This is a genomic window from Corynebacterium sp. LaCa_282 (assembly GCF_057198125.1).
The window spans coordinates 1,447,327-1,460,305 of sequence record NZ_CP191095.1 but is presented as its reverse complement, the minus strand read 5'-3'; the positions used below and the strand labels follow the sequence as shown (position 1 = coordinate 1,460,305).

Annotated in this window: 11 protein-coding genes and 1 tRNA gene; 4 read left to right on the top strand and 8 right to left on the bottom strand. The window is 57.9% G+C overall.

Translation table 11 applies throughout. The annotated features are described in order from the left end of the window. Together ACP8KU_RS06830 and ACP8KU_RS06825 are read right to left on the bottom strand one after the other, a co-directional pair. Positions 1-1,170, bottom strand: a complete 1,170-nt coding sequence (locus tag ACP8KU_RS06830) for an ABC transporter permease (RefSeq protein ID WP_284636074.1) — start codon at positions 1,168-1,170, stop codon at positions 1-3. A 3-nt stretch (positions 1,171-1,173) separates the two neighbouring features. Beyond that, positions 1,174-2,073: an ABC transporter ATP-binding protein gene (locus ACP8KU_RS06825; RefSeq protein ID WP_023017765.1), complete on the bottom strand. Its 900-nt coding sequence runs from the start codon at positions 2,071-2,073 to the stop codon at positions 1,174-1,176. 197 nt (positions 2,074-2,270) lie between these two features. Here ACP8KU_RS06825 and ACP8KU_RS06820 point away from each other — a divergent pair, with 197 nt between their 5' ends. After that, positions 2,271-2,720, top strand: coding sequence for a Panacea domain-containing protein (locus ACP8KU_RS06820; protein WP_005282350.1), 450 nt, complete (start codon positions 2,271-2,273; stop codon positions 2,718-2,720). A gap of 516 nt (positions 2,721-3,236) precedes the next feature. On the opposite strand, the gene ACP8KU_RS06815 is transcribed toward ACP8KU_RS06820, so the two are convergent. Continuing rightward, positions 3,237-3,395, bottom strand: a complete 159-nt coding sequence (locus ACP8KU_RS06815) for a hypothetical protein (RefSeq protein ID WP_023017767.1) — start codon at positions 3,393-3,395, stop codon at positions 3,237-3,239. A 306-nt stretch (positions 3,396-3,701) separates the two neighbouring features. Here ACP8KU_RS06815 and ACP8KU_RS06810 point away from each other — a divergent pair, with 306 nt between their 5' ends. Next, positions 3,702-4,895 (top strand): IS481 family transposase, encoded by a 1,194-nt coding sequence (locus tag ACP8KU_RS06810; RefSeq protein ID WP_034653752.1) that lies wholly within the window; start codon positions 3,702-3,704, stop codon positions 4,893-4,895. Positions 4,896-4,993: 98 nt separating this feature from the next. On the opposite strand, the gene ACP8KU_RS06805 is transcribed toward ACP8KU_RS06810, so the two are convergent. The 5 genes from ACP8KU_RS06805 to ACP8KU_RS06785 form a co-directional block, all read right to left on the bottom strand. Continuing rightward, positions 4,994-5,067 (bottom strand) — tRNA-Arg (locus tag ACP8KU_RS06805). Between the two features lie 53 nt (positions 5,068-5,120). Beyond that, on the bottom strand, positions 5,121-6,677 hold the full coding sequence (locus ACP8KU_RS06800) for an alpha/beta fold hydrolase (RefSeq protein ID WP_237801031.1): 1,557 nt from the start codon (positions 6,675-6,677) through the stop codon (positions 5,121-5,123). Positions 6,678-6,788: 111 nt separating this feature from the next. Beyond that, the gene (locus tag ACP8KU_RS06795) at positions 6,789-7,409 is read right to left on the bottom strand and encodes a LutC/YkgG family protein (protein ID WP_005282357.1); all 621 of its coding nucleotides are present in this window, start codon (positions 7,407-7,409) and stop codon (positions 6,789-6,791) included. Beyond that, positions 7,406-8,911 carry a lactate utilization protein B gene (locus tag ACP8KU_RS06790; protein WP_237801032.1) on the bottom strand — a complete coding sequence of 502 codons (1,506 nt, stop codon included), beginning with the start codon at positions 8,909-8,911 and terminating at the stop codon, positions 7,406-7,408. Before ACP8KU_RS06790 ends, ACP8KU_RS06795 begins: the two co-directional genes overlap by 4 nt. Further along, on the bottom strand, positions 8,911-9,696 hold the full coding sequence (locus ACP8KU_RS06785; protein WP_005280166.1) for a (Fe-S)-binding protein: 786 nt from the start codon (positions 9,694-9,696) through the stop codon (positions 8,911-8,913). The genes ACP8KU_RS06790 and ACP8KU_RS06785 overlap by 1 nt, the downstream gene beginning before the upstream one ends. A gap of 226 nt (positions 9,697-9,922) precedes the next feature. Between ACP8KU_RS06785 and argS the strand changes: the two genes are divergently transcribed. Together argS and lysA are read left to right on the top strand one after the other, a co-directional pair. Next, a complete protein-coding gene (gene argS, locus ACP8KU_RS06780) occupies positions 9,923-11,575 on the top strand; it encodes an arginine--tRNA ligase (RefSeq protein ID WP_284896155.1) in 1,653 nt (550 codons plus the stop codon). Next, positions 11,576-12,913, top strand: a complete 1,338-nt coding sequence (gene lysA, locus ACP8KU_RS06775) for a diaminopimelate decarboxylase (protein ID WP_484483493.1) — start codon at positions 11,576-11,578, stop codon at positions 12,911-12,913. Positions 12,914-12,979: the final 66 nt, after the last annotated feature.

Genomic DNA, 12,979 nt, shown 5'->3' with positions numbered 1-12,979 from the left:
TTATTTCTTGAGCACCTGGCGCCAAGTCATCTTCTTGCCGTTATTCAAGATGGCGCGGCGGTAGATGCGCGCGACAACGATGAGAATGAGCGCGGTAACTACAGCGAGGACCGCATAGCTTCCCGCCAAGCCCAGCCAGTTCATATTGCCGCCAGCAACTTGGAGGGGAGCGACCAACATGGAGACCGGCGGCACCCAGCCCATGACCTGCATCCAGGTGGCATCCAAGTTGGTCCAGCCAAACATGGGGACATACATGGTGGCAAAGACGATGAGCAGGATGGGCATCTGCGTCGATTGCAGATCCTCGGTGCGCTGCACCATGGAGCCGGCTGCGGCATAGAGGCTGCCGAAGAATAAGAGACCGAGGATTTCCCCGACGAGCAGGGCAGCGATTAGACCATAGTCGAGCTGGATTTCGCTTGCTGCGCCAGTAAATGCCAGGGAAGCCACGCCGCCGGCCAAGATGAGGAAGGTGCCGAGCAGCCCGATAATGGTATTGCCAATGACCTTGCCTGCCAAGAAATCCACCGGGCGCACCGTGGAAAGGATGATTTCGACCACGCGCGAAGACTTCTCTTCTGTAACGCGGCCACCGATGAGCCCTGCGAAGGTCATGATGGAAAAGACCACCACGATGGCGGCGATAAGGACGATGGCAACATTGCCCATCTGTTCTTCGGAGGCCTCATCTGTTTCCAGATCTACCGCGGTCACTTCGGCTGATGGGGTGGCGGCGGCAAGCTCTTGGGGATCAATATTCAGCGTATTCAAGGCTTCTGCCTGTGCCTGCGCCGCAACCACTTGATTGACCGTAGAGGAGATCGTGGCGGAGGCAGTGCCGTTGGCCAAAAGCTCCCACCCCTCGTCGTTGGCGGGCACGAGCGCGGCGTCGACGTCGCCGGCATCGATAAGCTGCACCGCGCTATCCCGGTCATCTGCGGCCTGCGTCTCCAGTCCGGAATCAGCGAATGCGTCTGCCTCCATGCCCACCACGGCGACGGAATCTGGTTCATCGTCACCACCGGACAGCAAGTCAATGATAATGGGGGTGGCGATGGCACCAATGATAAGCAGCAGCATCATGATGACAACGGATTTGGTCTTAAGGGCAACCGCCATTTCGCGCTTGGCGACGGTCCCTATGGTCTTCATTGCCGAATACTGCATGGGCTAGGCCTCCTCGGTGGTGGTGCTGGTGACGACGTCTTGGAAAAGCTCGGTAAGGTCAGGGACCTTGAGGCCGAAGGAGTGGACGGGGCCAGCGGCCATGGCAGCGCGCAAGATGGCTTGGTCATCGGTGCCATCATCGGCCTCGAGCACCACGCCCTGGTCAGTTGCCTCAACCAAGTGAGTGCCCTCCGGGTACCACCCGCGTGCAGGGGTTTCCACCGCATAGCGCGAAGCTCCCTGGGTACGCAGCTCATCTACCGTGCCCTCTGCTACCATGCGGCCTTGCGTGACGATGCCCACGTGGTCGCACAAGCGCTGCACCAAGTCCAGTTGGTGGGAAGAAAAGATGACCGGCACCCCGCGGGCGGCGCGCTCGCGCAGCATGTCAGACATGACATTGACCGCAACGGGGTCCAAGCCGGAAAAGGGCTCATCCAGAATCAACATATCGGGGTCATGGATGAGGGAGGCGGCTAGCTGCACTCGCTGCTGGTTGCCCAAGGACAAGTCATCGAGCTTGTCGTCCTGGCGCTCTCCCAGCCCTAGCTGTTCCAGCAGCTCCGAGCCGGATTTCTGGGCGGCCTGCTTGTTCATGCCGTGCAGGGTGCCCAGGAACGTCAGCTGGCTAAGCAGCGGTTCCTTGCCGTAGAGCCCGCGCTCTTCTGGCATATAGCCAATGCGGCGGCGGTTATCGTCATTAATGGGGGAGCCATCGAAATAAACTTCGCCGGAGTCTTTCGCGAGCACGCCCAGTGCGATGCGCATGGTGGTGGACTTGCCCGCCCCATTGGAACCGACGAAGCCGAAGATTTCGCCCTCCTGCACGCTAAAGGTCATATCCCGCAGCGCGCGGACGCTGCCGAAAGATTTATTGAGATGGTCGATTTCTAAGGTGGGCAAGGGGTATCCTCCATGGCGCGCCTATACTGCATAACTTTCGTGGTTCTAGATACCTTAGTATTTCATAAACCTAACAGTTTGGCTATGGAATCCATTGAAAGCCAGGTTGCATGGGTCAAGCCCCCACCGAGTAGGTAGGAATAGAAAGTGCTCTCCACGTGCTGTAGCGTTTAAAACAAGCAGGAAGGAGGTGCACAATGAAGCAATACACTGCTCATCAAATCGCAGAATGGCTCGTAGCTTGGGCTGAAGAAACCGAAGAAGCCGAGCTCACACCGCTGAAAATTCAAAAGCTTCTTTACTACGCAAAGGGCCTTTACATGCGAGCCTCCGGAGGGGTGCCGCTCTTCAATGAACGGATGGAAGCATGGGCCCACGGACCTGTCGTTGTAGACATCTACCGCGAACTTAAAAAGTACGGTAAGAGCCCGATCGACCCCGATACTTTTATTTCTGATGACTTCAATTGGGATGATTATCGGCCTGTAGAAGATACCCTGATTGACGTATGGAATAAGTATGGCCCCTATTCGGCGTGGGCTTTACGTAATAAAACCCACACGGAGTCACCTTGGAAGAAAAACTTCGTTGAAGAAAAACGGGGGCTTGAGATTTCTGATGCCGACCTCAAAGAATACTTCAACTAGGTATGGCAAAGAAGAGTAAGAGACGTGGCACGCGCCCGGTTTCGAAGAATCACAGTGGTGCAGATACAGGCGTCTTGAGCGCCATACGAGCGGCATCGAACGAATACCCGCTCCTGTCCACTAGGTTTCTGCAGAGCGGATGGGGATTCGGGCAAATGACCGATAGGATGCGCCGCGAGTTCCTCGACAAATGGCACAAATGCTCACTAATTTCTTGGAGAGATCTCGTTAATCACCACAGGCACGGGCTCGGCTCGGAATTTATCCCAAAAAACGAAATCAAAGCTCAAATCCCTAGGCAGTTCCAAGAGCTAACCAAATTCCGCATGTTCCGGCACCAAGAGAACCTTCCATTCGTTGGCTGGAAAGACGGTGGAATTTTCTACGTTCTATGGATAGAGACTAAGTATGGGGATCTTTACTCACATTAAAGCGGGGCCCGCGACACCTGCCACGCGCTGGCCCTAGCCCCGTCTCACAATTTTCGCTCGGCGTTTGTGTCCGTGATTCGCAGGCTTATTTTTTCCATACTTTCTTGTAGGTGGCACAGCCAAGTACAACCACCGCCATACCGGTGAGAATGGTGCTGGAGGTAGTGAACCCGTTGATGACGTTGATGATCAAAGATATGGCTAGTAGGGCCAGGGCGATGAAGTAGAGAGTTCGTGTGGTCATGGGTTTATCCTTCCGTTTAGAATTGGAGGGGTAGCCCGGAGGTTCAGGATGGTAAGGGCTTCCTGAACCTCCGGTGGCTACTTAATCCGCAAACGGGGCGTATATTGAAACCCTCTCGCTGGAAAAAGCGAGAGGGCTAAAAATTTTGTGTCCCCGACAGTGTCTGAGTTCACGACATATTTGACACCCTGTTCCTGCGAAGGCAGTCCTGATGCTTGACAGGTGAGTCGGGACAAACTTGACACTTAGCCCACCCTTACCGTGTCAGGTGATGTTTTACAGGTGAGTCGGGACATGTTTGACACTATGAACAGTCCCAACCGTAACCTCGCCATCGTCAAAGCAGTCCGCGGGCAAAAGCGCAGCCCATCACAAGTAGCCAAGCAATTCGGTATCTCTCGCCAACGCGTTTACCAAATCCTTCATGCCTTCGATGCCGGTGGCACAGACGCCATCGCGCCGAAATCCCGCGCCCCACGCACTCACCCCCAAGCCGTGCCAGACACCGTGTGCAAAGACATCATCACAATCCGTAAACAGCTCACCCGTCACGGACTCGACGCAGGTCCAGAAACCATTGCCTACCACCTACAACAAGACGGCAAACGCGTCCCTTCAACCTCGACAATCCGCCGCATCCTAAGAAAAGAAGGACTCATCACCCCAGCACCAAAAAAGAAGCCCAAAAGCTCCTTCATCCGCTTCGAAGCAGCCATGCCCAACGAATGCTGGCAGGCTGACATCACCCACCTGTACCTAGCGGACACCACCCGCATCGAAGTCCTTGACTTCCTCGACGATCACTCCCGCTACCTGCTATCAATCACCGCAGCCGCAGCCTTTAGCGGCACACAAGTCGCCGAGGAACTATCACGCCTGATAGCAGAATACGGACCACCAGCATCCACACTCACCGACAACGGCCTCGTCTTCACCGCCCGCCTAGCAGGACGCAAAGGCGGACGAAACGCCTTTGAAAAAGTCCTCAACGCCAACAAAATCCAACAGAAAAACGGCCGACCAGGCCATCCCCAAACCCAAGGAAAAATCGAGCGATTCCACCAAACCCTCAAAAAATGGATCAACGCCCGACCACCCGCTAAAACCGTAGCTGACCTGCAGACACTCCTCAATGAATTCCGCGACTACTACAACACCACACGCCCCCACAAAGCACTAGGCCGACGCACCCCACACCAGGCCTACACCACCGGCACCAAAGCCAACCCAGCCCACAACCCGACACAAGAATGGCGCACAAGAAACGACGTCGTCTGGGACAACGGCAAAACCACCGTGCGCTACGCCGGCAAAATCTTCCACCTAGGCATAGGCCGCAAATGGAAAAGACAGAAAATCCTCATGGTCATCGCCGACAACCACGTCATCACATCACTAGCCGAAACCGGAGAAGTCATCACCGAGCACTACATCGACACCAGCCGCAACTACCAAAAGCCCTACTGGAAACAAGGAGACCCACCCCTAGGCCCAGAATAAGAAGAAACCGGCATCCCAGAACAAAAAGAAACTGAGATGCCGGTTTGTCAACGATGTCGCGACTCACCTGTCAAGCATGTCGCGACTCATGACATTTGTGTCCCCGACAGGGATCGAACCTGCGACCTTCGGTACCGGAAACCGATGCTCTAATCCGCTGAGCTACGGAGACATCGCTGGGAAAATTCCCAACGATGTGATTCTAGCGCATCGGCCGCCGCGGAACTAAATCAGGCCCGGTGCGTCAGCGGTGGTTACCTCACCGGTGCGTAGATAGTGCACGCCAATCTCATCGACGGCCTTATTACCCAGCGCAAAGTGTCCGTGGCCGGGACCGTGGACGGTGACGACCCGCGATTGCATGGGCTGGGAGAGGGCCTCATGGTACTGGTACGGGGTCTGCGGATCGCCCGTGCCTTGGATTTGCAGGGGCTTGGTGGCAAGGTGCGAGCCATCGAGTGGTGCCCCGCCGGTAACGGGTCCGCGGCCGCCACACCCGGCGCCAGATCCATACATGGAATTAACCAAGGAGAAAATATCGCCGGTGACGAAGTTGGACCACAGGTAGGTGGGGAAGAGCCACGGGTTACCGGCGACGGTGTTCTCGTTGCAGACGATGAGGTTTTGCATATTCATCATCTGGATTGTTTGCTGTTGCACCGCGCGGGCAAGCTCCGGATCATCGACGACTTCGAGGGGCTTGCTGCCGTTTAAGTACTTGGCAAACTCATCCCAGTGCGCGGGCATGGGAACTACCTCGCGGGTCTTGCCTAAGGTGATTGAGGCCCTCTGATCTGCTTGTGGGTTAAGAGCCTTGTTGGCGAGGAATTCCGCCTGTACGCGCAGCTCACCCGTGGCGGTCATGATGTCCGCGCCCGGTTGGCCGGCGAACTCGAGCCCTGGGGGAAGGTCACCGATTTTCGCATCCGGTGGCAATACGGTGGGGCGGGCACCGGCTTCCATGGCGACTTTCTGCGACCACTTTTCATAGACCTGGAGTGGGGTAGTGCCCAAATGATAGGTGGCGTCATTATCCGCGATGAACTGGAACAGATCGTGCAGCGCATTCTCATATCCCTGTTGCTGTGAGGCGAAGATGCCGTTCCATGCCAGCTGCGGGCTCATGCCGGAATCAAGCAGCACCTTGCCGGTGTGCTGCGGATACTTGGTGGCATAAGCCGAGCCAAGGTAAGTGCCGTAGGAAACGCCGGCGATGTCAATGACGTCCTCACCCAGCGCTTGGCGCACCATTTCCCAGTCTTGGGCGGTATTGGCGGTGGTCAAAGAGTTGGTATAGCCAGGGGTATTCTGCTCGCAGGCATCGCGGGTGGCCTTGCCGATCTGCGTAGTGGCCTCGATGGGATTGAAGTTCGGGGTGGTAGCGCAGTCCACCGGGGTGGAACCAGGCAGGCCGCGCGGCTGGACGCCGATCAGATCCCACTCGTTGCGAATTTCCTCGGGCCATTCGACGGCATCGTTTCCAGCCCAAGAATAAGCGTCACCGCCTGGGCCGCCTGGGTTGGTAAACAGCGCGCCGCGCCGCGCATCTGGTTGTGCCGCGGGCACGCGAACGAAACCGACGCTAATGGTGCCGGCCGTGGGATTATCGTAGTAGGTAGGCACCTCTATCCGGCCGCACTCGGCGCCATTGAGGTTGACCTGTTCGGGGCAATCCTCCCAAGTGATGTCCGGCTCCGCCGCCGCGGCGGTGGGGGCTGCCACGCCCAGTGCGAGGGCGCTGGCGCACACTACGGTTGAAATTTTTCTAGAAAAAGAAAGCATAAGCTAAAGCTCCGACTTCTATAGCGTTCGTCAGAGTCAGCTTATGCTTTTTTCAGGTTCGTGGCAGTGATTTCCACGCGGCGGGTGCCCTAACTCGGCACCCTAACCACGCTACTTCACAATAATCACAATGAGATCGCGCGGGCCGTGCACGCCCTCGACGCGCGAAAGCTCGATATCGGAGGTCGCGGAAGGACCAGAAATCCACGTTGCGGGCTTGTCGGGGTCCATCCGGGAGATGACCTCGGGGATGCCGTAGACGATTTCGTCGCGGCGGACGATGCAGATGTGGCGGTCCGGTACTAGCGTCAGTGCGCGGCGGCCGCAGCGGGAATCGGACTGCAATACGATGGTGCCGGTCTGTGCGGAAGACACGAGGGACTCGGTGACGACGGCGTCGGCATCGTCAAGCTCGCGCGGGTCCGCGTCCTCGTCGTCCGGACGCGCCTGAAGGCCGTCAAAAAGATCGGCATTCATACCTGGGGCGTAGCGGATGTCGGTGCATTTGCGGTCGGCGACGATGGTATCCAGCGTCTTTTTAAGATCGCTTTCCTCCGTGACGTGTACTTCCGCCTTGTAATCCTCAAGGCGATCGACCAGCATCTCGCGCAGCTCGTCATCGTTTAGCGTGCCTTTGCGCTGATATTCGCGCGGCACATCGACGTGATCTGCAAGCCCAGCCTGCTTCTGTGCCGAGCGAATGCGGTTTAGGATGTCTTGCTTTGCGCTCACTTGGTGGCCTCCTTACGGGCATTAGCCAGCAGCTCTTTGCCTTCTTCGGAGTCGAACCATTGGCGGAAGGATTTCTTCGGTGGAATCGCGGTATCGCGGCCATCGGACCAACCGGACATAAACAGCGGCAGCGATTCGATGGTGCCGTTGAATCCACCCATCACGCGGCCAAGTGCGACGAGGTGGGTGACCTTATCCCACATTTTGGGGTTATCCCAGAGCAGCTGCACCGTCTTGAAGAGCTTCGGCTCGATCGGAGAGGCAGCGTGGGTGACCTTTTGATGGCGGTTTTCCACGATGACATCAGAAAGCGGAATCTTCACCGGGCACACGTCATCGCAGCGCCCGCACAGCGAGCAGGCATACGGCAGGCTTGCCGATGGATCGTTGTGGTCTTTCATGCCGGTAAGCTGCGGCGTCAGCGAGATACCGATGGGGCCCGGGTACACGGAGCCGTAGGCGTGTCCGCCGGCGCGCTCGTACACGGGGCAGACGTTCAGGCAGGCCGAGCAACGGATGCACTTCAGCGCCTGGTGGCCAATAGGCGAGGACAGCGCAGCGGTGCGTCCATTATCCAGCAGAACGATGTGGAAGTTCTGCGGGCCATCGCCCTCCGTCACACCGGACCACATGGAGGTATAGGGGTTCATGCGCTCCGCGGTGGAGGAACGGGGAAGCAGCTGCAGGAAGACTTCCAGGTCCTGGAAGGTAGGCACGAGCTTTTCGATGCCCATGACGGTAATCAGCGTTTCCGGCAGCGTCAGGCACATGCGGCCATTGCCCTCAGATTCCACGACGTTTACGGTACCGGTCTCGGCCACGCCGAAGTTGGCGCCGGAAATGGCGACCTTGGCCTTCATGAACTGCTGGCGCAGGAACTTACGGGATGCCTCGGCCAATTCGGCGGGCTCAGCCTTTAGCGAGTCATCCGTATTGGGCATCTTATTGACAAAGATATCGCGTATCTCCGCGCGGTTGCGGTGGATTGCGGGCACCAAAATGTGCGATGGTTTATCGTCACCAAGCTGGACGATGAGCTCTGCCAAGTCGGTTTCCTGGGCGTGAATTCCGGCTTCATCGAGGTGCTCGTTTAAGCCGATTTCCTGGGTAGCCATGGATTTCACCTTGACCACATCGGTCTCGCCCGTTTCACGGATGAGCCCTTCAATGATCTTGTTGGCTTCCTTGGCGTCGCGTGCCCAGTGGACGATGCCGCCGCGGTCAGACACGGCCTTTTCAAACTGCTCGAGCAGTTCCGGCATGCGGGCAGCGACGTCCTCTTTGAGGGCAGAACCGGCGTTGCGGAGCTGCTGCCAGTCATCTACTTCCTGCACGGTGTTGGCGCGCTTTTGGCGGATGGTGGTGGTCGCGTGCTGCAGGTTGTGGCGCTGGGTAGCATTATTCAGCCCCACGTGCGCGAGCGGGACGAAGGCCTTGCTACCGCGCAGGTTGCCGTAGCCTTCAGGGGCGCGTGGTGGGGTGGTATCGAGGAAAGAGGTCATTAGAGCATCGTCTCCTTGGAGTAAGCGGCGGAGTCAGGCTGCCACGGGTGTTCCTTCGTGGAGGCCAAAATCTCTGCCATGTGCAGGGCGCGAATGCCGGAGCGCTGGCGGTGCAGGGCGCCGCCGATATTCATCAGGCAGGAGGAGTCACCGGCGGTCACGTACTCGGCCTTGGTGTCTTTAATGTGGCGAGTCTTATCGGAGACCATGGCCTGGGAGACCTCCGGATTCTTCAGTGCGAAGGTGCCGCCGAAGCCGCAGCATTCCTCGCTATTGGCCAGCGGTGCCAAGTCGATGCCCTCGACTTCTTGCAAAAGCTTGTAGGGGCGGTCTTCTAGCTTAAGGAAGCGCAGGCCGTGGCAAGCGGAGTGGTAGGTCACGCGGTGCGGGAAGAAAGCGCCGACGTTGGTCACGCCCTCAATATCGACCAAAAATTCCGTGAGGTCGTAGGTCTTTCCCGCGGTCTTCTGCGCGCCATCCACATCGGCCGAAGTACCGTAGCGGTCGGCGATGCTCTCGTGGCGGTCGCGAACTGCTGCCACGCAGGAACCGGAGGCGGCCACGACGTAGTCAATGGAAGGATCCGCGAAGGCATCCGCATAAGAGCGGATCATCCCCAGAGTTTCCTTCTGGTAGCCGGTGTTGATGTGCATCTGGCCGCAGCAGGTTTGCTCTTCCGGAAGGACCACTTCGTGACCTAACCGGGAAAGGACCAATGCCGTCGCCTTTTGGACGTCCGGGAACAGGGTGTCACCAATGCAAGTAGAAAAAAGCGCAATGCGCATACGGTGCTCCTTATTAGTTTTTTAAGTCATGGAGGTGTAATTAACCCTACACATTCACCAGGTGAATCGTAGGGTGTATCACCTTGTTATCAGCATATATTTTGTAATATATATCGCAATATAGGTTTGCCTAAGAGGTCTAGAAAATGAGTAAATTCTGCCCTCGGAAAAGTTAGCCAGTGCTTCTTTTCGCACGTGTCGGGGCAGTGAACTAGACTCTTGCCACATGACTCCAGCTGATTTGGCCACCTTAGTTAAAGAATCCGCCACCGAGGTCATGGCAGAACATGACCTAGACGCGTCCGTATTGCCGGACACTGCGACGGTTGAGCGCCCCCGCAACCCAGAACACGGTGACTATGCCACCAACCTTGCTTTGCAGGTGGCCAAGAAAGCCGGCGCTAACCCGCGCGAATTTGGCGGCTGGCTAGCGGAAAAATTGGCCGAGCACGATGCGATTGCAGAGGCCGATATTGCCGGCCCTGGCTTTATTAATATCCGACTGGCCGCCGCTGCCCAGGGCGAGATCGTCGCTCAGATTCTGCAGGCCGGCGCGGACTACGGTTCCAATGATTCCTTTGCGGGCAAGAAAATTAACCTGGAATTCGTATCCGCCAACCCCACCGGCCCGATTCACCTGGGTGGTACGCGGTGGGCCGCCGTCGGCGATTCGCTGGGCAGGGTGCTCACTGCTTCCGGCGCAGAGGTCACCCGCGAGTACTACTTCAACGATCACGGCGGCCAGATCGACCGCTTCTCGCGCTCCCTGGTTGCCGCAGCTAAAGGCGAGCCCACGCCGGAGGACGGCTACGGCGGAGATTATATCCACGACATCGCAAGCGCGGTGGTGGAAAAGAATCCAAGCGCGCTCGAGGGCGATGCCGCGCAGGTGCAAGAAGCCTTCCGCGCCGATGGCGTGGAGATGATGTTTGCGCAGATTAAGCAATCCCTGCACGAATTTGGAGTGGACTTTGATGTCTACTTCCACGAAAACTCGCTCTTTGAATCTGGCGCAGTAGATAAGGCGCTTGAGACCCTGAAGTCTGAAGGCCACCTTTATGAGGCGGACAACGCGTGGTGGCTAAAGTCCACCGATTATGGCGATTCTAAGGATCGCGTCGTGGTGAAATCAGACGGCAATGCGGCCTATATCGCCGGCGATATAGCCTATGTGGCCGATAAATTCGACCGCGGTCACGATCTCAATATCTACATGTTGGGCGCTGACCACCACGGTTATGTACCGCGCTTGAAGGCGGCAGCAGCCGCCCTGGGCTATGACGCCGATGGCGTCGAGGTGCTCATTGGCCAGATGGTCAACCTGCTGCGCGATGGCAAGCCGGTGCGCATGTCCAAGCGTGCGGGCACCGTGATCACCATTGAGGATTTGGTCGCCGCCATCGGTGTCGATGCATCGCGGTATTCGCTGGTGCGCTCGTCCGTGGATCAGTCCATCGATATCGACTTGGGCCTGTGGGAGTCGCAGTCCTCGGATAATCCGGTCTACTACGTGCAATACGGCCATGCGCGGCTGTGCTCGATCGGGCGCAAGGCCGCCGAGCTAGGAGTGAGCTCCGAGGGTGCGGACCTCTCCCTGCTGGAGCATGAGCGCGAAGGCGACCTCATCCGCACCCTGGGTGAGTTCCCTGCCGTAGTGGCAGATGCCGCGGAACTGCGCGAGCCGCACCGAGTGGCGCGCTATGCCGAAGAGTTGGCTGGCGTATTCCACCGTTTCTACGACACCTGCCAGGTTCTGCCCAAGGCAGGGGAGGAAGAGCAGCCCATTCACAGCGCACGCCTCGCATTGGCGGAAGCCTCCCGCGTCGTCCTGTCCAATGCATTGACCATGGTTGGCGTGAGCTCACCGGAGAAGATGTAAATGACTGATTTCAATGAGCTTCCCGCCCACGTGTGGCCGCGGAATGCGAGCCGCCAGGAAGACGGCGTCGTCACCGTGGCTGAGGTGCCTTTGCCGGATTTGGTAGAGGAATTCCAGACCCCGCTCTACGTCTTCGATGAAGATGACTTCCGCTCGCGCTGCCAAGATATGGCGCGTGCCTTCGGCGGGCCGGATCACGTGCACTATGCCTCCAAGGCGTTTATTTCCAAAAAGGTCGTGCAGTGGGTCAACGAAGAGGGCCTGTGCCTCGATGCTGCCGCGCTCAATGAGCTAAAGATTGCCCTCGCCGCAGAGTTCCCAGCCGCGCGCATTACTGCCCACGGCAATAATAAGGACGAGGAATACCTGCGCCTGTGCGTGGATGCGGGCGTGGGCCACGTGGTCATCGATAATGAGCAGGAGCTCGAAGAGCTCAACCGCATCGCCGGCGAGGCTGGCGTGGTGCAGCCGGTAATGATTCGCGTTAAGCCGGGTGTGGATGCGCATACGCACGAGTTCGTTGCTACCTCGCACGAGGACCAGAAATTCGGTATTTCCTTGGCTACCGGTGCGGCTTTTGCCGCCGCGAAGCGCTGCCTTGAGGTGGAAAACCTCCACTTGAGTGGCTTGCACTGCCACGTGGGTTCTCAGGTTTTCAATGCCGAGGGTTTTAAACTCGCCGCCGAGCGCGTGCTGGAGCTCTACCGCCAAATCCACACCGAGCTGGGCGTTGACCTAGCCGAGCTGGACTTGGGCGGCGGTTTTGGTATTCCGTATATGCCCTATGAGGAAGCGCTGGATATTGACCGCGTGGCAAAGGACATGCTGCGCGCCGTGGACCAGACCGCGGAAGATCTCGATATTAAGGCGCCGTTCCTCCTCGTGGAGCCGGGGCGTTCCTTGGTAGCGGGTTCTGCCGTGACCGTCTACCGCGTGGGCACGGTCAAGGACGTGGAAACCGGCAAGGCCGATTTGCCGGTGCGCCGGTATATCTCCATTGATGGGGGAATGTCCGATAATATTCGTCCCGCGCTCTATGGTTCCGAATACGATGTGCGACTGGTGAACCGCTTTAGCGATGGCGAGATGGTGCCCTCGCGCATCGTGGGCTTCCACTGCGAATCAGGCGATATTCTGTCGAAGGAAGGCGAATTGCCCAATGATATCCAGCCGGGAGATTTGCTCGCCTTCGCGGCCACCGGTGGGTATCAGTACATGATGTCATCCCGGTATAACGGCGCGGTGCGCCCGGCTGTGGTTGCCACGCGCGTGGGAAATACCAAGCCCATGTTGCGGCGCGAAACCATCGAGGATCTCTTGTCCTTGGAAGTGGATTAAGCTCAGTACTACCCCCGTAACGCAGGGACCGCATTCGGCCCGTGCGGCGGGGGTTTTCTGTAGCTG

Excerpts from the sequence above, each read along its gene's own strand:
- ACP8KU_RS06810 (WP_034653752.1), top strand. The coding sequence starts at position 3,702 with ATGAACAGTCCCAACCGTAACCTCGCCATCGTCAAAGCAGTCCGCGGG.
- ACP8KU_RS06800 (WP_237801031.1), bottom strand. The coding sequence starts at position 6,677 with ATGCTTTCTTTTTCTAGAAAAATTTCAACCGTAGTGTGCGCCAGCGCC.
- ACP8KU_RS06815 (WP_023017767.1), bottom strand. The coding sequence starts at position 3,395 with ATGACCACACGAACTCTCTACTTCATCGCCCTGGCCCTACTAGCCATA.
- ACP8KU_RS06830 (WP_284636074.1), bottom strand. The coding sequence starts at position 1,170 with ATGCAGTATTCGGCAATGAAGACCATAGGGACCGTCGCCAAGCGCGAA.
- ACP8KU_RS06785 (WP_005280166.1), bottom strand. The coding sequence starts at position 9,696 with ATGCGCATTGCGCTTTTTTCTACTTGCATTGGTGACACCCTGTTCCCG.
- ACP8KU_RS06790 (WP_237801032.1), bottom strand. The coding sequence starts at position 8,911 with ATGACCTCTTTCCTCGATACCACCCCACCACGCGCCCCTGAAGGCTAC.
- lysA (WP_484483493.1), top strand. The coding sequence starts at position 11,576 with ATGACTGATTTCAATGAGCTTCCCGCCCACGTGTGGCCGCGGAATGCG.
- argS (WP_284896155.1), top strand. The coding sequence starts at position 9,923 with ATGACTCCAGCTGATTTGGCCACCTTAGTTAAAGAATCCGCCACCGAG.
- ACP8KU_RS06820 (WP_005282350.1), top strand. The coding sequence starts at position 2,271 with ATGAAGCAATACACTGCTCATCAAATCGCAGAATGGCTCGTAGCTTGG.